This is a genomic window from Streptomyces buecherae (genome assembly GCF_014295035.1).
GTDB classification, from domain to species: Bacteria; Actinomycetota; Actinomycetes; order Streptomycetales; family Streptomycetaceae; genus Streptomyces; species Streptomyces youssoufiensis.
The window spans coordinates 3,910,041-3,936,202 of sequence record NZ_CP060404.1; the positions used below are offsets into that span (position 1 = coordinate 3,910,041).

Below are 26,162 nucleotides of genomic sequence, written 5' to 3' on the forward strand. Positions count from 1 at the left end.
CGGCCACCCGCCGGTCCGGCGCCCCAGCTCCCCGCCGCCCTCACCGCACCCTCGCCGGCGTCCCGCCCTTCCCACCCGAGTGCCCACCGTCCGGGTTCCCCCCACCCCGGTTCGCCCCGCCCGGCTCGCCCGCGCCCCTTCGGCCGGCCCCCGCCGCACCGGTCCGACCAGGCACACTCGGTCCGATGGCGGGGCAGACGTACGACAATCGGCCAGACGGGTGAGGATCAGGCGGACTACGGGGGCGGGCCAGAGCCATGAGTGAGGACGCGAGACGCACGACGCGGAGCCGACTGCGCGCGCTGGGCACGCCGCTGGCGGCGTTCGGGCTGCTGCTGGTGCTGATCGGCGCTGTGGCGCTGTGGGTCGGCACGAACGCGCACCGCCTGATCACCGGCGAGACGGCCACCGTCCGCACCCTCGAACGCTGCACCGAGGGCGTCGGCACGGCCCCCGCCGCCGCCTGCGGCAGCGAGTGGGTCTTCCCCGACGGCCGCACCGGCCACGGCGAGATCAAGAACCCGCCGGTGGCCGTAGGCGACAGGATCTTCGCCGGCGACGACTGGGCCTACTCCTCGACCGCCCCGTTGCACCGCGCGGTCTGGCTCCCCGGCGCCCTGCTCTGCCTGCTGGTCCTCGGCGCCATCGCCCTCGCCGTCGGCTACCGCATCGACACCCGCCGCGCCCGGGCGGCCCCGCCACCGCCCGCGCGTCCCCACCCGTCGCGGCACCAGCCCCCGGGCCCCGGGCCGACCACCTGACGCGTTCGCGACGTATGTCCCGGTGCGACCCCACCGGCGGGGCCCATTACGCTGCCCGGCATGGCCATCGACCTCGACCACCCCGACCCCGCCTACGTCGCGTTCTGGCACGAGCGCCACCTGTGCACCTTCACCACGCCCCGCCCGGACGGCACCCCGCACGTGACGCCGGTCGGCGCGACCTTCGACCCCGAGGCCCGCGTCGCCCGGATCATCTGCCGTAAGACCAGCACCAAGGCGGCCAACGTCCAGGCCGCAGGACCCGACGGCGCCCTGGTCGCCGTCTGCCAGTTCGCCGGCGCCCGGTGGGCCACGCTTGAGGGCCGGGCCCGGGTACGTACGGACGAGGCCAGCGTCACGGAGGCGGAACGCCGGTACGCCGAGCGCTACGGCCGACAGCCGAGGCCCAACCCCGAGCGCGTCGCCATCGAGATCACCCTGACGCGGGCGATGGGAAACGTCTGACCGACTCCGGCCGGCTGTGGCCGTCCCCCTGGCCCTGTCACGGCGAGCCGCCGCGAGCCACCGTGGGCCGGTCGTACGAGGCGGGTCGCACCCCGTCGCGTGCCGGCGAGGAGCGCGCGCCCCGCGCGAGCGCCATCGCCCCGCACCGCGACGCGCGGTCGCAACAAGCTGCCAACGGCCGCGACGGGCCGCCCACCAGCACCGAGAAATCCCGGCCCGAGCACGGAACGTACCGCCGCACGAGCGACGAATCGCCACGAAATCCCACGGCCCGTCAGCCACCGTCCGGCATCCGTCAAGCGCCCCGACACGTACCTCTCGTCCCCCGTGTCCACATGCCGGGACAATGCCCTGGTTAGCGACCGCCGTGCCGTGGCAAGCTACACGTACCGAAGGGGCGTAGCTCAATTGGCAGAGCACCGGTCTCCAAAACCGAAGGCTGTAGGTTCGATTCCTGCCGCCCCTGCTACAGCAGTCGAAAACGGCACGGCACGGGCCAGCTACTGACGCCACCTCAGGCGCGGGAGCTGGCCCTCTCGCTGCCCGGACCACGGCTGGCCCCACCCGAAGATGCCCCGCGACGAGAACGCGTGTCGGCCACCACGGCACTCCACCAGCGCCCCCTCAGCAGCCCGACCCCGCACCCGCGTTACCGGGCTCGTCAGGCGGTCAGCTTCCACATCCAGCCGAGTTGGCGGAGTCCGAGGCGGCGGGTGACCCGCTGGGAGGCGTGGTGGGTGGCCGTCGTGCTGTGAAACAGCCGCCTGCCGTCCCCGGCCGCCGCCATGACGCGAGCCCAGGCCGCCGTGACCGTCGCCGCGTGGCCGCGCCCGCGGCAGCCCGGGCGGGTCCACACCCCCGCCTCCGCCGCCCGCGCCGACCAGCACGGGGTGTGGCAGATGGCGATGACCCGGCCCGCCGCCACGGCCATGGCCCAGGGCCCGAGCGCGCCGTCGAGGAGGTCGTCCCACTCCCCCGCGCCCCAGTTGCCCGGATTCGCCGCTCGCAGCGCCGCCGGGTCGTCCCCGTCCGAGGTGACCACGCGGGCGGTCGGCGCGTACCGCACCTCGGGCGGGATCAGGTAGTTCCACGCTCGACACACCCCTCACCGTACGAAGGCCGCCCCACGGCCCGGCGGCCACGCCCCGCCGCCGATCCCGGGCCCGGACTACCCGCGCTCACCCCCGCCGTCCCATGCCGACACCGCGCCGCCTCCCCCCGACGGCCTCGCCGTACGGCTCGTGCGACCCGTGCGATTCCCGCGACTCGTGCGAGCCGTGCGATTCCCGCGACTCGTACGACTCGTGCGCGTCGAGGAGTTCGTCCCAGTGGTCGGCCGCCCACGCGCACGCCGCCCGCATGGGGCCGAGCATGCTGCGGCCGAGCGGCGTCAGGGCGTACTCCACCGCGCGGCGCGGGGCCTCGTACTCCGTACGCACGATGAGGCCGCCGCGCTCCAGGCCGCGCAACGACTGGGTGAGCACCTTCGGGGTCACGCGGTGGAGCGGGACGCGGAGTTCGGAGAAGCGGCGCGGGCCGTCCTCCAGGCAGCGCAACACCAGGGCGCCCCACTTGTCACCGAACCGGAACGGCAGCAGCGGGGACGGGCACACCTCGTCGAACAGGTCGGCCGGCAGCGGCTCGCGGCGCGTCACGGGGCCCCTCCTGACTCTCCTCGCCGCCGCGGTCGCCCGTCGGCGACCTTGGCGGTATCCGGAAGGTAACCGACCGCCCGGATACCTTCCCGAGCACCAACTCACCCGGAGGTATTCCGACATGAGCAGGATCGTCATCTTCGGCGCGGCCGGCCGGGCCGGACGGCAGGCCGTCGCCGAGGCCCGCGGCCGTGGCCACGAGGTCACCGCCGTCGTACGAGCCGCCGCCCGCTACCAGGGGCCGGCGGACGCGGGCGTACGGATCGCCGTCGGCGACGTCACCGACGCGGCCCGCGTGGCCGCCCTGGCCGCCGGGCACTCGGCCGCGATCAACGTCACGGCGGTGTACGGCGAGGGCACCGACCCCGGCGCGTTCTTCCCCGCCAGCGCCCGCGCCCTGGTGGCGGGGTTGCGCGAGGCCGGCGTCGGGCGGCTCGTCAGCGGGGGCATCGCCGCCCTGCTGCCCGGGCCCGACGGCACACCGCTGCTGGACGCGCCCGGCTTCCCGGCCGAGTTCCGGCCCTTCTGCCTCGCGCACGCGGCCGGCCGCGACGTACTGCGCGCCGCGGGGGCCGAGTTGGACTGGGTGTACGTGAGCCCGTCCGGCGACTTCGACCACGAGGGAGCGCGCGGCGGCCGGTACGCGGTACGCCCCCACGGCGACATGACGGACCGGATCTCCTACCCCGACTTCGCCCTCGCCCTGCTCGACGAGGCCACCGCGCCGCGCCACCACCGCACCCACCTAGCGGTGACCTGAGCCCGGCCGGTTCAGGCCGGTGGCCCGCGCGCGCCCGCGTCCAGACAGCGATGGACCCGCCGTCCCCGAGGGGTCGGCGGGTCCACTACCGGGCACGCGCGGGCGCGGCTAGTCCTGCCCCGGCCTGCGGGGCCGCCACACCACCAGGGCGCTGGTCTGCTGCACCTGGTCGTAGGGGACCAGGTCGCGGCGGTACGAGGCGTGTACGGCGGCCTCGCGCTGCCGCATCGCCGTCGCCGCGCCCTCCACCGCCTGCTGGAGTTCGGCGACCCGCTGCTGGAGCGCGGCCACCTGGTTCTCCAGCTCGATGATGCGCTTGATGCCGGCGAGGTTGATGCCCTCGTCCTGGCTGAGCGCCTGCACCTGGCGCAGCAGGCTGATGTCGCGGGCGGAGTAGCGGCGCCCGCGCCCCGCCGTGCGGTCGGGGGAGACCAGGCCGAGGCGGTCGTACTGGCGCAGGGTCTGCGGGTGCAGGCCGGAGAGCTGAGCGGCGACCGAGATGACGTACACCGGTGAGTCGTCGGTCAGCTCGTAGGGGTTGCGGCTGCCGCCGCCTGGGCGTGCGCCTCGGCCGTCCATCTCATTCTCCCTTCGCGGCCTGGAACAGCTCGGCCCGCGGGTCCTCGTCCGCCGTGGCCTCGCGGTAGGTCTCCAGCGCCTCCCGCGCCTTGTCGTTCAGCTCCGTCGGCACGGCCACCTCTATGGTGACCAGCAGGTCGCCCCGGGTGCCGTCCTTGCGGACCGCGCCCTTGCCACGGGCGCGCATGGTGCGTCCGCTGGGGGTGCCCGCCGGCAGCTTGAGGGTGACCGGAGGGCCGCCCAGGGTCGGAACCCTGACCTCGCCGCCGAGGGCCGCCTCGTCGAAGGTGACGGGGACCGTCACGGTCAGGTTGTCGCCCTTGCGGCCGAAGACCGGGTGGGCGTCCACGTGCACCACGACGTACAGATCGCCGGCCGGGCCGCCGGTCTCGCCGGGGGCGCCCTTGCCGCGCAGCCGGATGCGCTGCCCGTCGCTGACGCCCGCCGGGATGCGGACCTGCATGGTGCGCGAGGAGCGGGCCCGCCCGCTGCCCTTGCACTGGTCGCACGGGTCCTGGGCGATCAGGCCCCGGCCCCGGCAGTCCACGCACGGATCGGTGAGCGAGAAGCCGCCTCCGCCGCCCCGGCTGACCTGCCCGGTGCCGACGCAGGTCGGGCACACCCGGGGGGTGCCGTTCTTGTCGCCGGTGCCCTGGCACGCCTTGCAGGGGGCCTGGCTCGACATCCGCAGCGGCACGGTCGCGCCGTCGACCGCCTCGGTGAAGCTCAGCGTCACCTCGGACTCGATGTCCTGACCGCGCCGCGGCTGGGTACGGGTGCCCGCGCCGGTGCGGTTGAACAGGCCGCCGAACACGTCGCCGAGTCCGCCGCCGAAGCCCCCCGCGCCCGGGCCGCCGGGCTGCGGGCCGCCGCCTCCGAAGAGGTCGCCCAGGTCGAAGTTGAAGCTTCCGGTGCCGCCGGGGCCGCCCGGGCCCGGGCGGAACCCGCCGTTCCCGAACAGCGCCCGGGCCTCGTCGTACTCCTTGCGCCGCTTGGGGTCGGCGAGGACGTCGTTGGCCTCGGAGATCTCCTTGAAGCGCTCCTCGGCCTTGGCGTCACCGGTGTTGGCGTCCGGGTGGTACTCGCGGGCGAGCTTCCGGTACGCCTTCTTGATCTCGGCCTCGGTGGCGTCCTTGGGGACGCCGAGGACCTTGTAGTAGTCCTTCTCGACGAAGTCCTTGGTGCTCATCCTCGACGTCCCTCCTCTCCGTACGTCACGTCAGCCCTCGTCCGGGCCACCGTTCTCCTCGTCAGACGCGTCATCGCCCTTGCCCGCCTGGCCGCTGCCGGGCGTGGCGCCGGGCTGCGGTTCGGCGACGGCGACCCGCGCGGGGCGGATCGTGCGCTCGCCGATGCGGTACCCCGGCTGCAGGATCGACACGCACGTGGTCTCGGTGACGTCCGGCGCGTAGCTGTGCATCAGCGCCTCGTGGATCAGCGGGTCGAAGGGCTCGCCCTCCTTGCCGAACTGCTGGAGGCCCATCTTGGCCACCACCGTCTCCAGCGACTCCGCGACCGACTTGAAGCCGCCGACCAGCTCGCCGTGCTCGCGGGCCCGGCCGACGTCGTCGAGGACCGGAAGCAGCTCGGAGAGCAGGTTGGCCGCGGCGATCTCCTTGACGGTGACCCGGTCGCGCTCCACCCGGCGGCGGTAGTTCTGGTACTCCGCCTGGAGGCGCTGGAGGTCAGCGGTGCGCTCGTTGAGCGCGGTGCGGACCTGGTCGAGCTGAGCCGTCAGCGCCACGTCGTGCTGTGCTTTCTCGTCGAGGCCGGCATCTGGTGCGTCCCCGGCCGAGGCCGCCGGGCCCGCCGCGTCGGCGGACCCGGCCCCCTTCGCCGCGTCGGGCTTCGACGCGGCGTCGGAGGTGGCGTCGGAAGGGACGTCGGGCTGCTCGTCGAAGCCCGGAGTCTCCTCCGTCACGCCGCACCGCCCTGGCGGTTGTCCTTCTCGTCATCGACGATCTCGGCGTCCACGACGTCGTCGTCCTTGGCCTGGCCCGCACCGGCGGCGTCGGCCGCGCCCTCGGCACCCGGCGCCCCGGCAGCCGCCTGGCCGTCGGCGTACATCGCCTGGCCGAGCTTCTGGCTGACGGTGGCGACCTTCTCGGTCGCCTCGCGGATGGCCGCGTTGTCCTCGCCCTTGAGCTTCTCCTTGAGGTCGGTGACCGCGGCCTCGACCTCGGACTTCACGTCACCGGGGACCTTGTCCTCGTTGTCCTTGAGGAACTTCTCGGTCTGGTAGACGAGCTGCTCGGCCTGGTTGCGGGTCTCGGCGGCCTCGCGGCGCTTGTGGTCCTCGTCCGCGTACTGCTCGGCCTCGCGCATCATGCGCTCGATGTCGTCCTTCGGCAGCGCGGAGCCGCCGGTGACGGTCATCCGCTGCTCCTTGCCGGTGCCCAGGTCCTTGGCGGAGACGTGCATGATGCCGTTGGCGTCGATGTCGAAGGTGACCTCGATCTGCGGCACGTTGCGCGGCGCCGGCGGCAGCCCGGTCAGCTCGAACATGCCGAGCTTCTTGTTGTACGCCGCGATCTCGCGCTCGCCCTGGTAGACCTGGATCTGCACGGACGGCTGGTTGTCCTCGGCCGTCGTGAAGATCTCCGAGCGCTTGGTCGGGATCGTGGTGTTGCGCTCGATCAGCTTGGTCATGATGCCGCCCTTGGTCTCGATACCAAGCGACAGCGGCGTGACGTCGAGCAGCAGGACGTCCTTGACCTCACCCTTGAGCACACCGGCCTGCAGGGCGGCGCCGATGGCGACGACCTCGTCCGGGTTGACGCCCTTGTTGGCGTCCTGGCCGCCGGTCAGCTCCTTGACCAGCTCGGCGACGGCGGGCATGCGGGTGGAGCCACCGACGAGGACGACGTGGTCGATCTCGGAGAGCTGGATGCCCGCGTCCTTGATGACGTTGTGGAACGGCGTCTTGCAGCGCTCCAGCAGGTCGGCCGTGAGCTGCTGGAACTGGGCGCGGGTGAGCTTCTCGTCCAGGTGCAGCGGGCCCTCGGCGGACGCCGTGATGTAGGGCAGGTTGATCGTGGTCTCGGTGGACGAGGACAGCTCGATCTTCGCCTTCTCCGCGGCCTCGCGGAGACGCTGGAGCGCCATCTTGTCCTTGGACAGGTCCACGCCGTGCCCGTTGTTGAACTGCTTGACCAGGTAGTCCACGACCCGCTGGTCCCAGTCGTCGCCACCGAGGTGGTTGTCACCGTTGGTGGCCTTGACCTCGACGACGCCGTCGCCAATCTCAAGGAGCGACACGTCGAAGGTGCCGCCACCGAGGTCGAAGACGAGGATGGTCTGGTCGTCCTTCTCCAGCCCGTAGGCGAGAGCGGCGGCCGTCGGCTCGTTGACGATGCGCAGGACGTTCAGACCCGCGATCTCGCCGGCCTCCTTGGTGGCCTGACGCTCCGAGTCGTTGAAGTACGCGGGGACGGTGATGACCGCGTCCGCGACCTTCTCGCCCAGGTACGCCTCGGCGTCGCGCTTCAACTTCTGCAGGATGAAGGCGCTCATCTGCTGCGGGTTGAAGTCCTTGCCGTCCAGGTTGATCTTCCAGTCGGTGCCCATGTGGCGCTTGACCGACCGAACGGTGCGGTCCACGTTGGTGACCGCCTGGCGCTTGGCGACCTCGCCGACCAGCACCTCGCCGTTCTTCGCGAAGGCGACGACGGACGGCGTGGTCCTGGCGCCCTCGGCGTTGGTGATGACGGTGGGCTCACCGCCCTCGAGAACACTGACGACGGAGTTCGTCGTACCCAGGTCGATGCCGACCGCACGTGCCATGTCAATCCTCCAGCCAACTTGAGTGGAACAGGCTCAAGCGTGCCTGATCCAGATTTCCCTGTCAACAGAGGTGAGTCAGGCAGGCTCAACTTTTATACGGCACTTATCCGCACACGGCCGAAATCCAGCGCCCGCGCCCCGCGCGAAGCCGCCGCCGCGACCCCGAGACCGTTCTTGCGACACCCCGCCCGCGCGACCAACCGCCCGGCGCCCCCTCCCTATGAGACATCCCGCGTCAGCCCCCCGCACCCGCGCGCGCCCACCCTCGACCCTCACCGCCCGGGCCCGACGCCGGGCCGGACTCCACGCCGGCCAGCCCCCACCCCTACGGGACCCACGCCGGCCGGCCCCCAGCCCACGGGGCCAGGTCGCGGGACCCACGGGGGCCAGGTCACGGGGCCGCGCCACGGAACCGCGGAACGCAGGGCGAAGCCCGTTCCGGCCGGGGAAAGGGGGAGACTGGTAGAAGCCCGGGAGGGCAACGGAAGGCGATAAGGCAAGCCTGAGCGACGCAGATCACCGGCTCGTCTTGTGCACCGCTCTCGTGATCCTCGGTAATCTCGGCGAAGACCAGATAAGTTACTGCTTAGTAAGCCCGCTCTCGAAGGTTCGAGGAGCCGCCATGCAACTCGCCGCGATCATCGTGTCGCTGGTCCTCATCGCGGTCGGCGTCGCGCTGTTCGGCCGTGCCCTGCTACAGATCTTCCACTACCTGCGGCTCGGCCAGCCCGTACCCGCGGGGACCAGGACCGACGAACCCGCGCAACGCACGATCACCGTGGTCAAGGAGTTCCTCGGCCACACCCGCATGAACCGCTGGGGCGTCGTCGGCGTCGCGCACTGGTTCGTGGCGGTGGGCTTCTTCTCGCTGCTGCTGACCATCGTCAACGCCGTCGGGCAGCTCTTCCAGGCGGACTGGCTGATCCCGGTCATCGGCGACTGGCTGCCGTACGAGGTCTTCACCGAGTTCCTCGGGCTGATGACGACCCTCGGCATCCTCACGCTCATCGTGATCCGCCAGCTCAGCAAGCCCGGCAAGGCCGGCCGCAAGTCCCGTTTCACGGGGTCGAACTTCGGCCAGGCGTACTTCGTCGAGGCCGTCATCCTGATCGTCGGCCTGTCGATCATGACGCTGCGCGGCCTGGAGGGCGCCCAGCACCACGTCACCTCGTACGAGGCCGGGTTCTTCGCCTCGTACCCGCTCGTCGCCGCCTTCCGCGAGCTCGACGTCAGCACGGTGCAGAACCTGACGTACCTGGTCGCGATGATCAAGATCTCGACCTCGTTCATCTGGATGATCACGGTCGCCCTCAAGACCGACATGGGCGTGGCCTGGCACCGCTTCCTGGCCTTCCCCAACATCTGGTTCAAGCGCGAGGCCGACGGCTCCACCGCGCTCGGCGCGCTGCCGCCGATGGTCTCCGAGGGCAAGCCGATCGACTTCGAGGACCCGGGCGAGGACGACCAGTTCGGCGTCTCGCAGGTCGAGCACTTCTCCTGGAAGGGCCTGCTCGACTTCTCCACCTGCACCGAGTGCGGCCGGTGCCAGTCGCAGTGCCCGGCCTGGAACACCGGCAAGCCGCTCTCCCCGAAGCTGCTGATCATGGGCCTGCGGGACCACGCGCACGCCAAGGCGCCGTACCTGCTCGCCGGTGGCGGCAAGGACGCGGAGGGCGCGGAGAAGGGCAGCGCGGAGCAGCTCGCGCAGGTGCCGGCCGCCGCGCTGGCCGAGGCCGAGCGCCCGCTGATCGGGACCCTCGAAGAGAACGGCGTCATCGACCCGGACGTGCTGTGGTCGTGCACCACCTGCGGCGCCTGCGTCGAGCAGTGCCCGGTGGACATCGAGCACATCGACCACATCGTGGACATGCGCCGCTACCAGGTCATGATCGAGTCCAGCTTCCCCAGCGAGGCGGGCACGATGCTCAAGAACCTGGAGAAGAAGGGCAACCCCTGGGGCCTGGCGAAGAAGCAGCGGCTCGCCTGGACCAAGGAGGTCGAGTTCGAGGTCCCGGTCGTCGGCAAGGACATCGAGGACCTGACCGAGGTCGACTACCTGTACTGGGTCGGCTGCGCGGGCGCCCTGGAGGACCGGGCCAAGAAGACCACCAAGGCGTTCGCCGAGCTGCTGCACATCGCGGGCGTGAAGTTCGCGATCATGGGCGGCGACGAGGCGTGCACCGGTGACTCCGCCCGGCGCCTAGGCAACGAGTTCCTCTTCCAGCAGCTCGGCCAGCAGAACGTCGAGATGCTGAACATGGCCTTCGGCGAGGACAGCGACGACGAGTCCACCAGGAAGCCCAAGGCGAAGAAGAAGATCGTCGCGACCTGTCCGCACTGCTTCAACACCATCGCCAACGAGTACCCGCAGCTCGGCGGCGAGTTCGAGGTCATCCACCACACCCAGTTGCTCCAGCACCTCGTCGACGAGGGCAGGCTGGTCCCGGTGACCCCGGTCGAGGGCCTGATCACCTACCACGACCCGTGCTACCTGGGCCGGCACAACAAGGTCTACACGCCGCCTCGGGAGATCATCGCCAAGGTGCCGGGGCTGCGGAACGAGGAGATGCACCGGCACAAGGAGCGCGGCTTCTGCTGCGGCGCCGGCGGTGCCCGGATGTGGATGGAGGAGCGGATCGGCAAGCGGGTCAACGACGAGCGGGTGGACGAGGCGCTGTCCCTCAACCCCGACATCGTCTCCACGGCCTGCCCGTTCTGCCTCGTCATGCTCTCCGACTCGGTCAACGGCAAGAAGAACGACGGCAAGGCGAAGGAGTCGCTCCAGGTCGTGGACGTGGCGCAACTCCTCCTCGACTCGGTCAAGACGCCTGAGCAGCAGGACCCGGGCGGCGACGGCGAGCCGGCGACGGCGCCCGAGCCGGAGCCCGTGAAATAGCCCGTGAGGTAGTCCGCTGCCCGCACCGGGCCAGCGAAAGCGCCAACGGAAGCGCCACCCGCCGGTGGGCGCGGACCACGCGAAACGGTCCGCGCCCACCGGCGTTCTGGTGCCCGGCACGGGGCGGGGCCTGGCGCCGCCGGACGCCGGGGGCGGAGGGTACGTCCGCTTCGGGGCCCGCACCGCCTGCCCCCAAGGCCCCTTTGACCTCGGTTCCTGTGCATTCGACGGACAGATGTCTGGCCCGACTGTCACCATCTGTACATGAGTTTTTTCGAAGGGTTGATCAGTGCCGACCCGACCGAAGAGCCCCAGCCCCCCAACGAGCCGTCGTTACCGGCCTACGAAGCACCCCATGACGAGCCGCTTCCGCCGGAGCGCTGGTTCATCCCCGCCCGCCTACCGCACACCGCCGAACTCGGCGCGGGTCCCGACACCCGGCTCATGCTCAGCGGCTGGCACGTGTGGCCGCGGTCGGTCACCATCCGCGTGGAGATCTTCCGCCGCCGCCTCGCCGAGCCGAACTCCCCCCGCCGGGCCGTCCGCTCCGCCGCCGGCGCCCTCCGCTGCGGGATGCTGCTCGGCGACGGCCGCAAGGTGACCACGCTCGACCCGGCCCCCACCACCGCGACCAACGGCTCCACCGGCCCGAGCCTGCGCCTTGAGGGTGGCGGCGACGGCTTCCACGAGCACCTGGTCCTCCACCTGTCCCAACTACCGCCCGAAGGCCCGCTGGAACTGGTCGTGGAATGGCCGGACGAGGACATCCCCGAGACCCGTACGACCTTCGACGGCACGGCCGTGCGCGCCGCGGGCGCCGAGGCCGTCCCGATCTGGCCCGAGGCTGAGCTGTTCGCCACGCCGTCGCCGAACGGGGCGGCGCGAGCGGCGAGCTAGCCGCACGCCCGAGCAGTGGCCCACCGGGCCGGCGCCACGCGCCGGCGGGTGCGCACCCCGACGTGGGCCACTGGTCGGGCCGGGCGACCGCGGTCAGCGTTCCGCGCGCTCCTTGAGTCGGCTGAGGGTGCGGGCGATGTTGTGGTCGTTGACCGCGGTGCGTTCGCGTACGCCGGTGGCCAGCGCGGTGAGGCCCCTGAACCACCGTGGGCGCCGGTCCCAGGTGCTCTCCACCACGAGGCAGCCGCCGTCCGCCGCGGCCCGGATGTCGTACCGCCACACCGAAACCGGCAACGGTCCGCTGGTCACCTCGAACGCGAAACATCGGCCCGGGTCGGCGGCGGTGACGCGGGCGGTGGTGCGCCAGCGGCGGGCGCCGCGCCGGTTGCTCCCCCGGAACCGCGCCCCGACCACGGCGGTCCCCGGCCGCCCGACCCAGCGGTGCGCGCGGACCTCCTCGCCGAGTTCGGCGAGCACCCGCAGGTCGGTGACCAGCGCGTAGACGCGCTCGGGCGGGGCCGCGACCGCGATCTGCCCGGTCGCGCCGGGCTGCCCGAGCCCGGTCGTCCCCGCGTGCGCGTCGGACGGTGGCATGGCTGTCATCCCTACGTCTCCCCTCGCGTCGGCTCATGTGGTGCCTGGCGCCTGGTGCCTGGTGCCTGGTGCCTGGCCTCGCCGGATCATGCCACCGATCACTGGCGTAACACAGAGGGCCTGGCGCCCCCTCGGCCACACCGGTAGCCACCACCCCTAGCCACCACCGATAACCAACGGTGCATCGATACGCGCGCAAGACCTCTCAGGATTCACTTCCCCCGCCGCACGACGACCCGGCACAGTTGCTGGCACGGCGCGAAAGCACCACGTTCGCCGCAACTCGGGTGCTCCCAGGGCTGCTTGTGCCGTCCGGCACGGCGAGCGAACCGCCGCCCGACGCGCCACCGGCGTCCCGTTCTGCCGACGGGCCGCCGGGGCCGGTCGGCGGCCCGCCTCGTCGGGGGGTGGGCCGCCTCGGGCACCCGGCCCCCGCAGTCGCTGGCCCGCTGCGGGGGCCGGCCTCGGACGCGGCCCGTGGTCACAGCCGAGGCGGTCACCGGGCGGGGGTGGCCGAATCGGCCACCAGCCATCCGCCCACCCACCGCAAAATGGTCCTGACGTGGTCAAAAAAGCGGATGCCTGTGCGACTCTTCGCGGCTACGGTCCGGAATATGGAACAAAGCTCCGACCTACGCTTCGGTGAGGTGCCCGAGACCCGCCTCGACGAGGCGCTGGCCCTCTCCTATCTCGCCTTCCTCGAAACCCCCGAGAACGACGAGCGCAAGCACCACTACGAGACCCTGCGCGAGTGCGCGCGCGTGGGCGCGTACGACGGCGACCGGCTGGTCGGCCTCATGGCCACCTACGACTTCACGCTCTCGCTGCCCGGCGGCGAGCTGCCGGCCCCCGGGCTCACCTTCGTCTCCGTGGCCCCCACCCACCGGCGGCGGGGCGTGCTGTCGGGGATGATGGCCGAGCTGTACCGCCGGTTCGGCGCCGCGGGCACGCCGCTGGCCAGCCTGTGGGCCTCCGAGGACGCGATCTACGGCCGGTACGGCTTCGGGACCGGCACTCGCGGGCTGGCCGTCGAGATCAACTCGTCCCGGCCGCTGGCGCTGCGCATCGCGCCGGACGAGCGCCCCCTGCGCCTGGTCGACCCGGCCGACGTGCCCGCGCTGCTCGGCCCGTACTACGAGCGCACCCGCGCCGTGCGCGCCGGCCGGATGGCCCGTACGGAGCGCTGGTGGCGCGAGGAGTGGATGGTCGAGAAGGACTCGGAGGACGACGACCTGAGCCCGCCGCGGATCGTCGCCCTGGGCGAGCCGCTGGCCGGGTACGTCATCTACCGCACCAAGTCCGACGGCCACGGCCCGGGCAGCGTGCACATCGGCGAGTTGGAGGCCGACACCCCGGCGGTCGCCGCGGCCCTGTGGCGCTACCTCGCCGGCATCGACCTCTCCCACAAGGTGACCGCGTGGGCCCGCCCGCTCGACGACCCGCTGCTGCACTTCTGCGCCGACCGCGACCAGGTGCGCGTCACCGGCGAGCAGACCGGCCTGCGGGTGCGCCTGGTGGACGTGGGCGCCGCGCTGCGCGCCCGCTCCTGGGCCGCCGACGTGGACGTCGTGCTCGACGTGCGCGACGCGCACGTCCCGGCCAACGCGGGCCGACACCGGCTGTCGGTGCGGCAGGGCACCGCCACGTACGAGCCGACCGACGCGCCGGCCGACCTCGCCCTCGACGTGCGCGAACTCGGCTCCGGATACCTCGGCACCATCCCGCTGCGCGAGCTGGCGCACGCGGGCCTGGTCACCGAGCACACGCCGGGCGCGGCGGCCGGCCTCGATGTCGCGCTGCGCACCGACCTCGCGCCGTACACGGTGGACGAGTTCTGACGCCGTCCGCGCCGTGCCCCGCGCCGCCCCCGCGCGCCCGAACCCGCCGGGGGCGCCCGCGACCGGCGCCGCCCGCACCGGAGCCGGCGCGCGCCCCGGCGGCGTGCCCGCACGGCGTACGCTGCCACGGGTGCACCAAACACCAAGGTCAGCAGGGGGTTAGCCCCCCGGGGTTCCCCTAGGGGATGTCACAGCTCGGCCGCAATGGACCCGGTATTCTCCGCCGCCCTGTCACCGAGGTCCGCGGGACCAGGTACGTTCGAATCGTGGCTGGATTCAGGATCGGACGCGGACGCGACTCCCGCTCGGGACGGCAGGGACAACAGGGGCAGCAGGGGCCGTACCCCGGCCCCTCCGGACGCCCCACCCCCGGGGGGCACCCGGGGCACGGCGGGCACCCCGGGCAACCCGGTCCGCGGCAGGCGCCCCCACCGTACGGACAACAGGGCGGCCCGCCGCCGTACGGGCAGCACGGCGCCCCGCCGCCGTACGGCCAGGCCGGCGGCGGCCAGGGCTACCCGCCCGGCCCGCCGCAGGGGCCGGGCCCCGGGCCGTACGGGCCGAGCGCGGGCCGCGTCCAGTGGCCGCACCCGGCGCAGGGCCGGCCGGACGAGCCGGAGTACTTCGGCGACGGCGGCCACGACCCGTACTACGCACCGGACGGCGGCCAGGGCGGCTACCCCGGACCCGGCGGCCAGGGCGGTCAGGGCGGCCAGCCGGCGTATGACCCGAACGACAACCCGGGCCACACCCAGCAGTTCAGTCTCGGCGAGGACCCGGCGTACGGGCCGCGGGGCGGCTACGGCGACGACGGGTACGACGACGGCACCGCCTACCGCGCCGGCCAGCCCGCGCCCCCGCCCGCCGGCCCGCGGCTGCACTGGAAGGACCTGCTGCGCGGCATCGTGCTGCGCCCGGGCCCGACGTTCTGGCAGATGCGCGACTACCCGATGTGGCCCACGGCGCTGACCGTGACCTTCGTCTACGGGCTGCTCGCGGTCTTCGGCCTCGACCAGGCGCGCGAGGAAGTGCTGAACGCCTCGCTGTCCAACAGCATCCCGTGGATGCTCAGCACCGCGGTGGCGGTCATGCTGAGCGGCCTGATCCTGGGCGCGGTCACCCACACCCTGGCCCGCCAACTCGGCGGCGACGGCGCCTGGGCACCGACCATCGGCCTGTCGATGCTGATCACCTCCATCACGGACGCGCCGCGCCTGCTGTTCGCGATGTTCCTGGGCGGCGACAGCTCCCTGGTGCAGATCCTGGGCTGGGCGACCTGGCTCGCGGCGGGCGCGCTCTTCACGTCGATGGTGAGCAAGTCCCACGACCTGCCGTGGCCCAAGGCACTGGGCGCCAGCGCGATCCAGCTCGTCGCGCTGCTGTCGATCATCAAACTGGGCACGCTGTAGGGCACTCCGCCCCCGCCCGCACCGCCAAGGGCCCGGAACCGCGACGGTCGTCGCGAGTTCCGGGCCCTTGGCGGTGTTCGACGGGCGTCCGATCTCGGGTGTGCGGACGGCTCAGGCGTCGAGTACCTGCCCGTCGCGGCGGACCACCGGCGGTTCGACGGACCAGGGGAAGTTGATCCACTGGTCGGTGCGCTTCCACACGTACTCGCACTTCACCAGCGACTGCGTCTTCTCGTAGATCACCGCGCTGCGCACCTCGGCGACGGTGCCGACGCAGAAGTCGTGCACCAGCTTGAGCGTCTTGCCGGTGTCGGCGACGTCGTCGGCGATGAGCACCTTCTTGTCGGAGAAGTCGATCGCGTTGGGCACCGGCGCGAGCATGACCGGCATCTCCAGCGTGGTGCCGATGCCGGTGTAGAACTCCACGTTCACCAGGTGGATGTTCTTGCAGTCCAACGCGTACGCGAGGCCACCGGCGACGAACACGCCGCCGCGCGCGATGGAGAGCACTATGTCCGGCTCGTACCCGTCGTCCGCGATCGTCTGCGCCAACTCCCGGATCGCCCGACCGAACACGTCGTACGTCAGGTTCTCCCGCACCGCACTCATCTCACTTGCCCCGCTGTCTCTCGTGACTCCCTGGCCGCGCGACCGCCCCGCCCCGCGTCCCGGGACCGCGCCGCCGCACCACCGGACCGATCAGACCGCGGTCCGGTGGAAGTTCATGAAGGAGCGCGACGGGGTGGGCCCGCGCTGCCCCTGGTAACGCGACCCGTACCGCTCGGAACCGTATGGGTGCTCGGCCGGCGAGGTCAGCCGGAACATGCACAACTGGCCGATCTTCATCCCCGGCCACAGCTTGATCGGCAGCGTCGCGACGTTCGACAGCTCCAGCGTCACGTGCCCGGAGAACCCGGGGTCGATGAAGCCGGCCGTGGAGTGCGTCAGCAGCCCCAGCCGCCCCAGGCTCGACTTCCCCTCCAGCCGCGAGGCGATGTCGTCGGGCAGGCTCACCACCTCGTACGTGGAGGCCAGCACGAACTCGCCGGGGTGCAGGATGAACGCCTCGTCCCCCTCCGGCACCACCTCGCGCGTCAGGTCGGCCTGCTCGACGGCGGGGTCGATGTGGGGGTAGCGGTGGTTCTCGAACACCCGAAAGTAGCGGTCCAGCCGCACGTCGATGCTCGACGGCTGCACCATCTGGTCGTCGTACGGATCGATCCGCACCCGGCCGGAGTCGATCTCGGCCCGGATGTCCTTGTCTGAGAGAAGCACGCCACGAGGATACGCGGACAAACAAACCCCAAGGGCCCGACCCAACCGGGCCGGGCCCTCACTGAACGTGAGCTACCGCTTCTCCAGCACCACAGGAACCGCGTGCCGAAGCCGGGCGCACCGCGGACAGCGCAACAAGCGTCCGGGCCCAAGACGGTCGGCGGTCAGGTTCTGCATCGGGAACGAAGCGGTGCTGAATACGTGCCCTTCGGCACAACGGACGACGGTGCGCTCCATCGGTCCCCTTCCCCAGCTACGTGAACGACAAAAGCCACATTAGGGGATAGATCAGGCAGCCCTGAACCCGGCACTCCGCGCCCCCACCGTACGCCCCAACTCCCGCCTCCCTCATCCACATCCCCACCCGCCCACCCCGGGCCCACTCCGTCGCCCGGACCCCCGTCCCCCAACAGCACGAAGACCCCGCGGTCCATGCACCGGGGGTCGAGGATGAGGTAGAGTGATGCGCGATGCGAGGCCCTGTCGAAGTGCCCCACGGGGACGTGGGACGCGAGATCGGGTGGCTCGTTTTCGCGGGTGTAGTTTAATGGTAGAACATGAGCTTCCCAAGCTCAGAGCGCGAGTTCGATTCTCGTCACCCGCTCTTTCATGAGGGCCCTGGTCATCGACCGGGGCCCTTTCACTCGCCCACCAGCGGCATCGCACCGGTACCTCCCCCGGCACGGGCAGCCCGACCACGACGCCCCGTTTCGCCGTACGGAGCCCGCAGGAACACATCAGAAGCACACGCCTGGGCGCGCATACTCCAGCATGCTTGCCGTATGTCCTCAACGACTCGCATCACCGTCGCCCTCCCCAGCGACCAGGCGGCGGAGCTTCGCAAGCTCACAGACAACGTCTCCGGCTACGTGGCGGAGGCCGTAGCCCGCCAGATCCGGCACCAGCTTCTGGGCGAGGACCTTCGCCGCCATGAGGAAGTGCACGGACCCTTCAGTGACGAGGAGCTGGCCGAGGCCCGCGCGAAGATCTTCGGCTGCGCCGGCACCTCCAAGGGCGCGGACGCCGCGTGAGCGAGCGCGTCGAAACCGTCGTTCTGGACTCCGAGGGGCTCTCCACCTGGATCGCGCAGGACCGCAAGCTTCTCGTGATGCTCCAGGTCCTCCACGACATGGCAGCCGACCTGGTGATCGGTGCGAACACCACCGTGGAGGCCAGCCACTCCCGTACCAGCATGCCTCGCCTGAACTGGGCCCTGTCCTGCGTCAGGGTGGAGCCGGTCACCGAACAAGCGGCGAAAGCAGCAGCGGAACTTCTCCAGGGCGCCGGGCCGCACGGACACGAGTACGCCATCGACGCCACGGTCGCCGAGGTCGCCCTGCGTCCGCAGAAACCCGTCGCCCTCCTGACCTCCGACGGTGACGGCGACGGCGACGGCATGACCAGACTCTGCGGAAACCAGGTCCGCGACATCCCTCCCTGACGCGCCGGCCCACCCCTCTCCTCGAAGCTGGCCGCCGACCGGCGCCTGAGACCGGCATCGGCCGGCGGTGTCAGTAGGTGTAGAAGCCCTGCCCGGTCTTGACGCCGAGGTGGCCCGCGTCGACGTACTTCTTCAGCAGCTCGCGCGGGCCCGCGGGCAGTGCCGGGTTCTCGGCGGCGTAGTGGTTCTCGATGTCGAGGACGACGTCCAGCCCGACCTGGTCCATCATCCGGAACGGGCCGGCCGGGGTGCCCATGTTGATCTTCCACATCCCGTCGATGTCCTGCGGGGTGGAGACCCCTTCCGCCACCACCTCCAACGCCTCGCGCTTGATCGCGGCCCAGATGCGGTTGAAGATGAACCCGGTCGACTCCCTGTGCGCCTCGAAGGGGAAGACTCCGTAGCGCGGGAGTTCCGCCTTGAGGAACTCCATGATCTTCGGGTCGGTCCGCCCGTCGGACATCAGGTCGACCGCGTTCTGGGCCGGCGGCATGTAGAAGTGGATGTTCAGCACCCGCTCCGGGTGCGCCACCTGGTCGATGAACTCCCGTGAGGCGTACGAGGACGAGTTGCTCGCCAGGATCGCGTCCGCCGGTGCCTCGCGGTCGAGTTGGCCGAAGATCTCCCGCTTGAGGTCGAGGCGCTCGGGCACCGCCTCCACCACCAGCCAGACGCCCGCGAGCGCCTTGGCCAGGTCGTCGGTGACGGCGACGCGGCCCGGCGCTCCGCCGTCGACCCGTCCGGCGACCTCGGCGATGTGCTGCCCGACGTACTCGCGTGCGGCCTCGCCGGCAGCCTCGGACTTGTCGTAGACGCGCACCAGGCCGCCCCGGGCGGCGAACATCAGGGCGATCCGGCGGCCCAGGGTTCCCGCGCCGATCACCGCGACGGGCCGGTCCTGGACCGAGGTGGGGAGGGTGAATGCCATGATTTCGTACCTGTTCTTCTCTCGTGCTCGGATCAGCCGGCGATCGCGGCGATCCCTGTGATGTACGTGCCGAGGTCGGCCAGCAGGCGCTTTCCGGGCACGTGGGCCATCTGACCCGGGAGTTGGGGCAGTGGCACGGTGTAGATGTGGCCGGCGAGGTCGGACACATAGGCAGTGCCGGCGTCCGGGTCCACAGCCAGGCCGATGGCCTCGTCAAAACCGTCAGCGAGGATCTCCGGGGCGCTGCCGCGCTGGCCGGGGGCGGGCAGTGGCGCCCGGTTCAGGGTGTTGCCGTTGGGCGGCGCGCCGCGGTCGGTCCAGTACAGGAGGCCGTCGACGATCTCCAGGTCGATCGGCTCCGGCAGCGCCTCCCACAGCACCTCGATGTCGGTGCGGTTCTCGGCGCTCTGGCCGGCGGCCCGCTCCAGCGGGGCGCGCAGGATCCGGCCGGTTCCGCCCTTCGCCGGGCCCTTCTGGGTCCAGTAGAGGTCGCCGCGTGCGGTGTCCACAGCCACACCGACGCACTGGTTGTCGACGCCGGACGGATTGACCACCAGGTCCTCGCGGTCACTGCCGTCCGGGCGGGCGCGGGTGACGCGGTGGCCCTCGCGGTCGCCCCAGTACAACCACCCGTCGGCCAGGGTGAGTTGCTTGCCGGTGGTGACCTCGCCTGGGGCGGTGAGGTCGCGGCGGTCGGTGCCGTCGAACCGGATCGAGTGGACGCCGCCATCGCGGGCGCTGTAGTCCAGCGCGGCCTCACCGGTCAGGCCGGGCCGGACCGACGGGGTGCCCATGGTGGTCCAGTACGCCACGCCGTCGGCGGTCTGTACGCCGTCCGGGTTCGAGCCGGTGTCGGCGTAGACGCGCTCGACGCGGCCGTCGGCGATGTCGACGGTGAAGATGCTGTCGGTCGAGACGCCGAGCGCGATCAGCTTGCGGAACATGCCGTGCTCTCCGGTTCTTCGAGGTCGGTGCTTCGGTCCTGGGCCTGGGCCCGCGCGTCGCTGGCCGCGAGCGCCTCGATGACGGCCCGGGTGCGGCGGTCGCGGCGGCGCACGTTCACCCCGTACGCCGCCGGGCCGGTGCCATAGGCGGCGTCGACGGCCTCGACGACCGGGCCGTAGGCGTCGGGGTCGGGCGCGCCGAGGTCGAAGGTCATCTGCGCCCCGACGTGCTCCAGCAGATGCCGCATCCCGGCGGGGCCACCGCCGAGTTGCATGCTCTCGAACGGGCCGACGGTGGCCCAGCGGAGCCCGAGCGAGGCCGTGACCAGGTCGTCGAGGTCGGCCGGGTCGATCACGCCCTGCTGCACGAGGTAGGTGGCCTGGTCGTTGAAGGCGCGCTGGAGGCGATTGCCGACGAAGCCCGGGATCTCCTTCTTCAGCCGGATCGGCAGCCGGTCCAGTTCGCGGTAGACCCCGACCGCGCGGTCCACGGCCCAGGGCGCGGTGTCCGGTGACGGCACGACCTCGACGAGCGGGATCAGCCGCGGTGGGTTGAACGGGTGCCCGATCAGGATGCGGCCGGCCGCCGCGTTGCCCTCGGCGAACGCCGACGCCGGCAGCGAGGACGAGGATGAGGCGAGCACGACGTCGTCGGCCGTGGCGGCGGCCAGCGTGGCGAACATCTCCCGCTTCAGCTCGGGCGACTCCGGGCCGCTCTCCTGCACGAAGTCGGCGTCGGACGCGGCCTCGGCGAGGTCGGAGAACGCGGTGACGGGCAGCCCGGCCAGGTCGCGCTGGACGATCTCGTCCAGGTCCGGGCGCGGGTCGCTGATCCGGACCTGCCAGCCGGCCTCGGCAAACAGGTGCGCCCAGGAGACGCCAATGACACCGGCTCCGACAACGGTCGCGACAGGCATGCGAACTCACCCCACAGGAAGAAGGAGAACAACCGGCGCGGACGCACCGGTCGTCAGCCCACCTACCAGGACATGTCAGGGCGGAGGGGACGGCGACTCGACTGAGCTGAACGGAGGCGAGGCCGGCCCCGCACCGCGGCGGGCTGTTCCTGGGTTCCAGTGGACACCCGAGCGGGCAAAACCGTCCAATATATGATGAAGTAGTGCGTGATATGGCGGACGATATGAACCTGTCCCGGCGGCTGCTGGAGCAGTTCCTGGTGGTAGCCCAGGAGAAGCACTTCGGCCGCGCCGCCGAGCGGCTCGGCATGCGCCAGCCGCCGCTGAGCCAGTCGATCCAGCGCCTGGAACGGGTGGTGGGCGCCCGCCTGTTGGACCGCGGCCCGCACGGTGTGCGGCTGACCCCGGCCGGGGAGTCCTTCGCCGCCGACGCCCGGCGGATGCTCGATCTGCAGAGTGCCGCGGTCGCCCGGGCGAGGCGGATCTCCACCGGCCTGGAGGGCGACGTCCGGATCGGCTATGTGAGTCTGATGAGCCAGCTCTACCTGCCCACCATGCTTCGGACGGCGGCCGAGCGTCTGCCCGGACTGCGTGTGCACCTCCAGCACGGTTCGTCGGCGGGCGTCGCCGACCGGGTCCGCACCGGCACCCTCGACCTCGGCTTCCTCCGCGATCCGCGCCGGCTCGCCGACGACCTCGTCAGCCGGGTCATCGCCACCGAGCCCATCGCCGCCGCCGTCCCCCGCGACCACCGCCTCGCCCACGCCGTCGACGGGATCGCGCTGGCGGAACTGGCCCGGGAGGGCTTCGTGCTGCCCGACCCGGGCGCCCTCCCCGTCCTCGCCGAACAGGTCCAACTCGCCTGTCGGCAGGCCGGGTTCGCTCCGCGCGAGGTGGCCACCGCCGACGACCTCACCGGCCTGTTCAGCTATGTCGCCGCCGGCCTGTGCGTCAGCCTGGCCCCGGCGGGGCTGCGGCACCTGACCGGCACCGGCGTCACCCTCCTCCCCCTGCGAGGCGGGACCGGCCACCTGGACACCGCCGTCTACGCCATCCACCGCTCCGACGCCGACCCGGCGGTGACCCGCCTCCTCGAACTGATCACCGCGCTGCGCCCGCAGAGCCCCTGATCCCGGGAGTGGCGGATGGCCCATGGAGCGGCGCGTCAACGGCTACGCGGGGGTCGGCCGTCAGAGCTGAGTCGGCATCCGTCCGCCGAGTCGTCCCGTCAGATGACCTTCTTCTCCTCGGTGACCATCACGGCCACCGATTCCCTGTCGATGAAGCGTGCCTCGTCGGGGTTGACCAGCGTCCGGTAGTTCTCGGAGGCGAAGAAGGCGTCGTGGTCCTCCCAGCCCTCGAACCAGATCTCCGTCAGGCCGTCGTAGGCCCGGGGCGGGTAGTTCTCGGCGGGGACCGGGTGGGACACGGCGTATTTACGCACGTAGCGCTCCGCCTCCGGAATGGAGGTGAACAGCGGCGCGTGCCGGTCCCGGTGGTGCTCGACGAAACGCTCGTACGACATTCCCTCGATACGGTTGATCATGAAGATGAGCTTCAGCATGGCGTCAACCTAAAAGCTCACACCGGCGTCAGGGGCAAGTGAGTCAGCAGCAGGTGAGGAGCGGCTGGCAGCGGAGACACGGGAGTGCGCGAGGCACGGCCAGCACGGAAGCGAACCGGGTCAGTGACCCGGGGCTTCGTCGTCGGCCCGCCGGGTGGGAACCGGCGGGCCCTACCGCGGTGGCGTCACCGAGAGGCCCACCAGGTCGAGGGCGCCGCGGCGGTGTAGCCCAGCGACTCGTACAGCGGCCTGCCCAGCTTCGAAGCGGTGAGCGTGACCGGCAGGTGCGCCAGGTGGGCGAGGGCGCCGAGCATGACGGCCCGCCCCACGCCACGCGACCGGAAAGCCGGCGACGTGCCGATCCAGTAATGACTGCCGACGCCGTCGTCCACGACGCTGACGCCGGCTCCCGCGGGCTCGCCCTCGCACGTGGCGACGAACACGACCACGCCCGGTTGCTCGACCAGCGACGTCGGGAACAGCTCGCCGGGGCGGTAGGGCTCGAATCCGGTCAGTTCGAAGCCCTCGATCACGATCCGCTCCGCCGCCTGGAGGTCCTCGGGCCGGCGCGCCCGGACCACCTCCAGCGCCGGTTGACCGACGGGCCCGGGCGGGCGCAGCATGACCGGCATCTGCCAGCCGCGCATGCCCAGGTGGCTCAGGTCGGTCGAGCTGAACGGGTCCTCGGCGTTCACCGGGCCTGCGGCTCGGCGTACCAGTTCGCCCAACTCGGCCAGTTCGCGCGGGTCGAGTGCCGGCTCCTGGATCAGGACGCGCAGGCCGGCGCGGGCGTCGCCGTCGACCGCGACGAATCCGGGGCGCCGGATGATCTCGTGCCCCCGGGCTCGGCCGGTCGCGGTCCAAAAGGCGGCGGAGTTACGGGCCTGACGCGTCGGCGCCTCGGCCAGGGCTACGGACGGGGGTCGGTCGGTCGACGCGGGTTGGGTGGTCATCGCGCCTACGGTAATGCTCGACCGCACTGCCGCAGGCATCAATTTCGTGCGCGCTGGCTACACCGCCGGCGCCGAACTCATCCCGCCCACGTCCCGCGAGCCGCCACGCGGTGGGCCCACGGCTTCAGGTCGGCGGGGGCGTGGCCCAGGACTCGGCGGACGTCGTCGGTGACCTTGGCGGTGTGGCCCGCGCGGTGGAGGGTGAACATGGCGTTCAGGGCGTCGGCGGCGGGCTCGGGCCAGCCCTCGGCGAGGAGTTCGGCGCGGTAGGCGGCGGGGGTGATCTCCTCGTAGCGGATGGGGCGGCCGGCGGCCTCGGCGATCGTTTGGGTGGCCTCGGCGAAGGTGAGGGCGCGGGGGCCGGTCAGTTCGTAGGTGCGGCCCGCGTGGCCGTCCTCGGTGAGGACCTTCGCGGCGACCGCCGCCACGTCGTCGGCGTCGATGAACGGTTCGGGCGTCTCCCCGATCGGCAGGGCCAGGCGGCCCGCGCGGAGGGGGGCCAGCCACAGGTCCTCGTCGAAGTTCTGGAAGAAGTTGTTGGGGCGCAGCACGGTCCACTCGACGCCGGACTCCCGGACCGCCTGCTCACCGGCGGCCATGCCCCGGCCGAAGTCGTCGCCCGCCTTCTCCATGCCGTGGCCGGAGAGGGCCACGAAGCGGCGTACGCCGGACGCCGTCGCCTGGCGGACGAACTCGCCGATGGGGGACGGGTCCTCGGGGGCGACGAGGTAGACGGCGCCGGCGCCGGCGAGCGCGGGCTCCCAGGTGTCGGGCTTGGTCCAGTCGAAGGTGACCTCGCCGGACCGGGAGGCGGCTCGGACCGGGGCGGTTCCGGCCTCGCGCAGCCGGGCGACGAGGCGGCGGCCGGTCTTGCCGGTGGCGCCGAGGACGAGGATGGCGGAGGGGGCGCCGTGGGTGCGCTGCGTTGTCATGGGAGAAGTCCATCGCGCGGCCGGCGGCCGAACCATGGGCGTCCGTCCGTCGTCCATAGGCGATCGTCCGGGGCGCTACCCGGACCTGCTTATCGTTGACGTCATGGACGTGTTCGACGAGCTGCTGCGGGGCGTGCGGGGCAAGGGTGCGGTGTTCGGGCGTTCGGTGTTGTGGCCGCCGTGGTCGCTGCGGTTCACCGACGGCGCGTACCTGACCCTGTGCATCCCGATGCGCGGCGCGGGATGGATCGTGCCGGAGACCGGCGATGCGCGGCACGTGGCGCTCGGCGAGGCCGCGATCGTCCGGGGGCCCGCGCCGTTCTCCTTCACCGACGACCCGGCGAACGTCACGGCGACGGCCGTCACGCCTCCGGCGGACGCCACGACGGCGGACGCCACGGCGGCGCGGGACGCCACGGCGGCGGCGGGCGCGTCGGGTGTGCGGGAGGTGCACTGGGGCGAGGACGCGCCGGACGCGGTGGACCGGGGGCGGGAGTTCGACTGCGCCACCGTGCTGTTGGCCGCCGCCTACGACGTACGGGAGGAGCTTCCGCAGCGGCTGTTGCGGGCCCTGCCGCCGGTCCTGGTGGTCCCCGACGAGCAGGACTGCTCGCCGATGCGGGACTACCTGGAGGCGCAGATCGGCGGCGGCCGGCCGGGGCACCAGATCGTGCTCGACCGGCTGCTGGACTGGCTGCTGGTGTGCACGCTGCGGGACTGGTTCGACCGTCCGGAGGCGGAGCCGCCCGGGTGGTACGGCGCCCTCGGCGACGCGGTGGCGGGCCCCGCCCTGCGCGCGATGCACGAGGACCCGGCGCACCCGTGGACGACGGCGGAGCTGGCGAGCCGGGCGGGGGTGTCGCGGACGACGTTGGCGAAGCGGTTCACGGAGCTGGTCGGGAACGGGCCGGTGGCCTACCTCACCGAGTGGCGGATGACGCTCGCCGCCGACCTGCTGACCCGCCCGGAACTGACGGTGGCGGCGGTGGCCCGCCGGGTCGGGTACGCGGACGCGTTCGGTTTCAGCGCGGCGTTCAAGCGGCTCCGGGGTGAGAGCCCGAGCGCGTACCGGCGGGCAGCCGCCGCCACGCAGGCGGCGGAGCGGGTCGTTCCGGCGAGTTGACGTGGCCGGTGGCGGAACCGAACAGCCGGGCGGTGTGGGCTGGTTGGCGCGATCGTGCCAGGCGGGGGCTCGGGGCCTGGCAGGGTGGGGATCATGCGGTACTGCGAGCGCCACGAGATGCACAACTGCGCGGACTGCGCACCCCGAACACCCCGCGCGCCTCACGGCAGCGCGCCCACCAGCGACTGGGGCGGCTGGCCGGCGGCTGCGATCATCGTGCACGCCAGCGGCAAGGCCCACCTTCCCGGCTGCCCGCACATCGACCCGGTCGACATCCGGCCGCCCGTCTACGGCTGGGTGCCCGCCCCCTCCCCCGGCGCGTGGCGTCGCCTCGCGCCCTCCCACCCGCTCCGCGCCGTCCAGGGCAACACCGAGCGGACGGCTGTGAGCCGTTGCGAGAGTTGTGACGCGACGCGGTAGGGGGTGCGCGGGCGGCGCCCCGTCGTCA

At 72.1% G+C, this 26,162-nt stretch carries 27 protein-coding genes and 2 tRNA genes; 14 read left to right on the forward strand and 15 right to left on the reverse strand.

The genetic code is table 11. The features are described from left to right. The first annotated feature begins 257 nt into the window (after positions 1-257). The 3 genes from H7H31_RS14880 to H7H31_RS14890 all read left to right on the forward strand — a co-directional run bounded on the left by H7H31_RS14880 (position 258) and on the right by H7H31_RS14890 (position 1,692). Positions 258-761, forward strand: a complete 504-nt coding sequence (locus H7H31_RS14880; protein ID WP_187062812.1) for a hypothetical protein — start codon at positions 258-260, stop codon at positions 759-761. A 60-nt stretch (positions 762-821) separates the two neighbouring features. Further along, positions 822-1,226: a TIGR03618 family F420-dependent PPOX class oxidoreductase gene (locus H7H31_RS14885; protein ID WP_187062813.1), complete on the forward strand. Its 405-nt coding sequence runs from the start codon at positions 822-824 to the stop codon at positions 1,224-1,226. A gap of 393 nt (positions 1,227-1,619) precedes the next feature. Then, a tRNA-Trp gene (locus H7H31_RS14890) sits at positions 1,620-1,692 on the forward strand. A 195-nt stretch (positions 1,693-1,887) separates the two neighbouring features. Here H7H31_RS14890 and H7H31_RS14895 read toward each other — a convergent pair. Both H7H31_RS14895 and H7H31_RS14900 read right to left on the reverse strand, forming a co-directional pair. Further along, a complete protein-coding gene (locus H7H31_RS14895) occupies positions 1,888-2,328 on the reverse strand; it encodes a GNAT family N-acetyltransferase (protein ID WP_187062814.1) in 441 nt (146 codons plus the stop codon). A gap of 76 nt (positions 2,329-2,404) precedes the next feature. Then, a complete protein-coding gene (locus H7H31_RS14900; RefSeq protein ID WP_232109857.1) occupies positions 2,405-2,881 on the reverse strand; it encodes a winged helix-turn-helix transcriptional regulator in 477 nt (158 codons plus the stop codon). Between the two features lie 121 nt (positions 2,882-3,002). Between H7H31_RS14900 and H7H31_RS14905 the strand changes: the two genes are divergently transcribed. Continuing rightward, a complete protein-coding gene (locus H7H31_RS14905) occupies positions 3,003-3,641 on the forward strand; it encodes an NAD(P)-dependent oxidoreductase (protein ID WP_187062816.1) in 639 nt (212 codons plus the stop codon). Positions 3,642-3,749: 108 nt separating this feature from the next. On the opposite strand, the gene H7H31_RS14910 is transcribed toward H7H31_RS14905, so the two are convergent. The 4 genes from H7H31_RS14910 to dnaK are packed head-to-tail and all read right to left on the reverse strand — an operon-like array spanning position 3,750 to position 8,003. After that, a complete protein-coding gene (locus tag H7H31_RS14910; protein ID WP_187062817.1) occupies positions 3,750-4,220 on the reverse strand; it encodes a heat shock protein transcriptional repressor HspR in 471 nt (156 codons plus the stop codon). A 1-nt stretch (position 4,221) separates the two neighbouring features. After that, on the reverse strand, positions 4,222-5,409 hold the full coding sequence (gene dnaJ, locus H7H31_RS14915) for a molecular chaperone DnaJ (RefSeq protein WP_187062818.1): 1,188 nt from the start codon (positions 5,407-5,409) through the stop codon (positions 4,222-4,224). Positions 5,410-5,439: 30 nt separating this feature from the next. Next, entirely contained in the window at positions 5,440-6,141 is a 702-nt protein-coding gene (gene grpE / locus H7H31_RS14920) for a nucleotide exchange factor GrpE (RefSeq protein WP_176163130.1), read from the reverse strand. Beyond that, complete coding sequence (dnaK, locus tag H7H31_RS14925; protein WP_187062819.1) at positions 6,138-8,003, reverse strand: molecular chaperone DnaK; 1,866 nt, start codon at positions 8,001-8,003, stop codon at positions 6,138-6,140. Before dnaK ends, grpE begins: the two co-directional genes overlap by 4 nt. Positions 8,004-8,625: 622 nt before the next feature. Between dnaK and H7H31_RS14930 the strand changes: the two genes are divergently transcribed. Together H7H31_RS14930 and H7H31_RS14935 are read left to right on the forward strand one after the other, a co-directional pair. Beyond that, positions 8,626-10,899, forward strand: coding sequence for a (Fe-S)-binding protein (locus tag H7H31_RS14930; RefSeq protein ID WP_187062820.1), 2,274 nt, complete (start codon positions 8,626-8,628; stop codon positions 10,897-10,899). A gap of 264 nt (positions 10,900-11,163) precedes the next feature. Continuing rightward, positions 11,164-11,796 (forward strand): hypothetical protein, encoded by a 633-nt coding sequence (locus tag H7H31_RS14935; RefSeq protein ID WP_187062821.1) that lies wholly within the window; start codon positions 11,164-11,166, stop codon positions 11,794-11,796. 93 nt (positions 11,797-11,889) lie between these two features. Here the strand turns inward: H7H31_RS14935 and H7H31_RS14940 are convergent, their stop codons facing one another. Continuing rightward, positions 11,890-12,399, reverse strand: coding sequence for an SRPBCC family protein (locus tag H7H31_RS14940; protein WP_232109858.1), 510 nt, complete (start codon positions 12,397-12,399; stop codon positions 11,890-11,892). A gap of 605 nt (positions 12,400-13,004) precedes the next feature. On the opposite strand from H7H31_RS14940, the gene H7H31_RS14945 reads away from it, so the two are divergent. Together H7H31_RS14945 and H7H31_RS14950 are read left to right on the forward strand one after the other, a co-directional pair. After that, positions 13,005-14,228 carry a GNAT family N-acetyltransferase gene (locus H7H31_RS14945; RefSeq protein WP_187062822.1) on the forward strand — a complete coding sequence of 408 codons (1,224 nt, stop codon included), beginning with the start codon at positions 13,005-13,007 and terminating at the stop codon, positions 14,226-14,228. A gap of 266 nt (positions 14,229-14,494) precedes the next feature. After that, the gene (locus tag H7H31_RS14950) at positions 14,495-15,637 is read left to right on the forward strand and encodes a Yip1 family protein (RefSeq protein ID WP_232109863.1); all 1,143 of its coding nucleotides are present in this window, start codon (positions 14,495-14,497) and stop codon (positions 15,635-15,637) included. 111 nt (positions 15,638-15,748) lie between these two features. On the opposite strand, the gene H7H31_RS14955 is transcribed toward H7H31_RS14950, so the two are convergent. Together H7H31_RS14955 and dcd are read right to left on the reverse strand one after the other, a co-directional pair. After that, the gene (locus H7H31_RS14955; RefSeq protein ID WP_187062824.1) at positions 15,749-16,246 is read right to left on the reverse strand and encodes a phosphoribosyltransferase; all 498 of its coding nucleotides are present in this window, start codon (positions 16,244-16,246) and stop codon (positions 15,749-15,751) included. A gap of 90 nt (positions 16,247-16,336) precedes the next feature. After that, positions 16,337-16,912 carry a dCTP deaminase gene (gene dcd, locus H7H31_RS14960; protein ID WP_187062825.1) on the reverse strand — a complete coding sequence of 192 codons (576 nt, stop codon included), beginning with the start codon at positions 16,910-16,912 and terminating at the stop codon, positions 16,337-16,339. A 533-nt stretch (positions 16,913-17,445) separates the two neighbouring features. On the opposite strand from dcd, the gene H7H31_RS14965 reads away from it, so the two are divergent. The 3 genes from H7H31_RS14965 to H7H31_RS14975 all read left to right on the forward strand — a co-directional run bounded on the left by H7H31_RS14965 (position 17,446) and on the right by H7H31_RS14975 (position 18,353). Continuing rightward, positions 17,446-17,516: transfer RNA gene (locus tag H7H31_RS14965), tRNA-Gly, on the forward strand. 178 nt (positions 17,517-17,694) lie between these two features. Beyond that, complete coding sequence (locus tag H7H31_RS14970) at positions 17,695-17,943, forward strand: hypothetical protein (RefSeq protein ID WP_187062764.1); 249 nt, start codon at positions 17,695-17,697, stop codon at positions 17,941-17,943. Beyond that, positions 17,940-18,353 (forward strand): DNA-binding protein, encoded by a 414-nt coding sequence (locus H7H31_RS14975; RefSeq protein WP_187062765.1) that lies wholly within the window; start codon positions 17,940-17,942, stop codon positions 18,351-18,353. Before H7H31_RS14970 ends, H7H31_RS14975 begins: the two co-directional genes overlap by 4 nt. 70 nt (positions 18,354-18,423) lie before the next feature. Here H7H31_RS14975 and H7H31_RS14980 read toward each other — a convergent pair whose 3' ends face one another. The 3 genes from H7H31_RS14980 to H7H31_RS14990 are packed head-to-tail and all read right to left on the reverse strand — an operon-like array spanning position 18,424 to position 21,142. Next, positions 18,424-19,281, reverse strand: a complete 858-nt coding sequence (locus H7H31_RS14980) for a 3-hydroxyacyl-CoA dehydrogenase family protein (protein ID WP_187062766.1) — start codon at positions 19,279-19,281, stop codon at positions 18,424-18,426. 32 nt (positions 19,282-19,313) lie between these two features. Next, positions 19,314-20,225, reverse strand: a complete 912-nt coding sequence (locus tag H7H31_RS14985; protein WP_187062767.1) for an SMP-30/gluconolactonase/LRE family protein — start codon at positions 20,223-20,225, stop codon at positions 19,314-19,316. Then, positions 20,210-21,142, reverse strand: a complete 933-nt coding sequence (locus tag H7H31_RS14990; protein WP_187062768.1) for a 3-hydroxyacyl-CoA dehydrogenase NAD-binding domain-containing protein — start codon at positions 21,140-21,142, stop codon at positions 20,210-20,212. Before H7H31_RS14990 ends, H7H31_RS14985 begins: the two co-directional genes overlap by 16 nt. Positions 21,143-21,354: 212 nt before the next feature. Here H7H31_RS14990 and H7H31_RS14995 point away from each other — a divergent pair, with 212 nt between their 5' ends. Then, positions 21,355-22,272, forward strand: a complete 918-nt coding sequence (locus tag H7H31_RS14995; protein ID WP_232109864.1) for a LysR family transcriptional regulator — start codon at positions 21,355-21,357, stop codon at positions 22,270-22,272. Positions 22,273-22,370: 98 nt separating this feature from the next. On the opposite strand, the gene H7H31_RS15000 is transcribed toward H7H31_RS14995, so the two are convergent. From H7H31_RS15000 to H7H31_RS15010, 3 genes are all read right to left on the reverse strand, one after another. After that, positions 22,371-22,706, reverse strand: coding sequence for an EthD domain-containing protein (locus tag H7H31_RS15000; protein ID WP_187062769.1), 336 nt, complete (start codon positions 22,704-22,706; stop codon positions 22,371-22,373). Between the two features lie 185 nt (positions 22,707-22,891). Beyond that, positions 22,892-23,659 (reverse strand): GNAT family N-acetyltransferase, encoded by a 768-nt coding sequence (locus tag H7H31_RS15005; protein ID WP_187062770.1) that lies wholly within the window; start codon positions 23,657-23,659, stop codon positions 22,892-22,894. 77 nt (positions 23,660-23,736) lie between these two features. After that, positions 23,737-24,591, reverse strand: a complete 855-nt coding sequence (locus H7H31_RS15010) for an NAD(P)H-binding protein (RefSeq protein ID WP_187062771.1) — start codon at positions 24,589-24,591, stop codon at positions 23,737-23,739. Between the two features lie 103 nt (positions 24,592-24,694). Here H7H31_RS15010 and H7H31_RS15015 point away from each other — a divergent pair, with 103 nt between their 5' ends. Continuing rightward, positions 24,695-25,714: an AraC family transcriptional regulator gene (locus H7H31_RS15015; protein ID WP_187062772.1), complete on the forward strand. Its 1,020-nt coding sequence runs from the start codon at positions 24,695-24,697 to the stop codon at positions 25,712-25,714. Between the two features lie 93 nt (positions 25,715-25,807). Beyond that, the gene (locus H7H31_RS15020) at positions 25,808-26,134 is read left to right on the forward strand and encodes a hypothetical protein (protein WP_187062773.1); all 327 of its coding nucleotides are present in this window, start codon (positions 25,808-25,810) and stop codon (positions 26,132-26,134) included. Positions 26,135-26,162: the final 28 nt, after the last annotated feature.

What these genes read in the sequence shown, in the direction of transcription:
- H7H31_RS15005 (WP_187062770.1), bottom strand. Translation starts at nt 23,659, where the DNA reads ATGACCACCCAACCCGCGTCGACCGACCGACCCCCGTCCGTAGCCCTG.
- H7H31_RS14985 (WP_187062767.1), bottom strand. Translation starts at nt 20,225, where the DNA reads ATGTTCCGCAAGCTGATCGCGCTCGGCGTCTCGACCGACAGCATCTTC.
- H7H31_RS15015 (WP_187062772.1), top strand. Translation starts at nt 24,695, where the DNA reads ATGGACGTGTTCGACGAGCTGCTGCGGGGCGTGCGGGGCAAGGGTGCG.
- H7H31_RS14945 (WP_187062822.1), top strand. Translation starts at nt 13,005, where the DNA reads ATGGAACAAAGCTCCGACCTACGCTTCGGTGAGGTGCCCGAGACCCGC.
- H7H31_RS15020 (WP_187062773.1), top strand. Translation starts at nt 25,808, where the DNA reads ATGCGGTACTGCGAGCGCCACGAGATGCACAACTGCGCGGACTGCGCA.
- H7H31_RS15010 (WP_187062771.1), bottom strand. Translation starts at nt 24,591, where the DNA reads ATGACAACGCAGCGCACCCACGGCGCCCCCTCCGCCATCCTCGTCCTC.
- H7H31_RS14885 (WP_187062813.1), top strand. Translation starts at nt 822, where the DNA reads ATGGCCATCGACCTCGACCACCCCGACCCCGCCTACGTCGCGTTCTGG.
- H7H31_RS14905 (WP_187062816.1), top strand. Translation starts at nt 3,003, where the DNA reads ATGAGCAGGATCGTCATCTTCGGCGCGGCCGGCCGGGCCGGACGGCAG.
- H7H31_RS14970 (WP_187062764.1), top strand. Translation starts at nt 17,695, where the DNA reads ATGTCCTCAACGACTCGCATCACCGTCGCCCTCCCCAGCGACCAGGCG.
- H7H31_RS14995 (WP_232109864.1), top strand. Translation starts at nt 21,355, where the DNA reads ATGGCGGACGATATGAACCTGTCCCGGCGGCTGCTGGAGCAGTTCCTG.
- H7H31_RS14940 (WP_232109858.1), bottom strand. Translation starts at nt 12,399, where the DNA reads ATGACAGCCATGCCACCGTCCGACGCGCACGCGGGGACGACCGGGCTC.
- H7H31_RS14955 (WP_187062824.1), bottom strand. Translation starts at nt 16,246, where the DNA reads ATGAGTGCGGTGCGGGAGAACCTGACGTACGACGTGTTCGGTCGGGCG.
- H7H31_RS14930 (WP_187062820.1), top strand. Translation starts at nt 8,626, where the DNA reads ATGCAACTCGCCGCGATCATCGTGTCGCTGGTCCTCATCGCGGTCGGC.
- H7H31_RS14935 (WP_187062821.1), top strand. Translation starts at nt 11,164, where the DNA reads ATGAGTTTTTTCGAAGGGTTGATCAGTGCCGACCCGACCGAAGAGCCC.
- H7H31_RS14980 (WP_187062766.1), bottom strand. Translation starts at nt 19,281, where the DNA reads ATGGCATTCACCCTCCCCACCTCGGTCCAGGACCGGCCCGTCGCGGTG.
- H7H31_RS15000 (WP_187062769.1), bottom strand. Translation starts at nt 22,706, where the DNA reads ATGCTGAAGCTCATCTTCATGATCAACCGTATCGAGGGAATGTCGTAC.
- H7H31_RS14910 (WP_187062817.1), bottom strand. Translation starts at nt 4,220, where the DNA reads ATGGACGGCCGAGGCGCACGCCCAGGCGGCGGCAGCCGCAACCCCTAC.
- H7H31_RS14990 (WP_187062768.1), bottom strand. Translation starts at nt 21,142, where the DNA reads ATGCCTGTCGCGACCGTTGTCGGAGCCGGTGTCATTGGCGTCTCCTGG.
- dnaJ (WP_187062818.1), bottom strand. Translation starts at nt 5,409, where the DNA reads ATGAGCACCAAGGACTTCGTCGAGAAGGACTACTACAAGGTCCTCGGC.
- dnaK (WP_187062819.1), bottom strand. Translation starts at nt 8,003, where the DNA reads ATGGCACGTGCGGTCGGCATCGACCTGGGTACGACGAACTCCGTCGTC.
- H7H31_RS14880 (WP_187062812.1), top strand. Translation starts at nt 258, where the DNA reads ATGAGTGAGGACGCGAGACGCACGACGCGGAGCCGACTGCGCGCGCTG.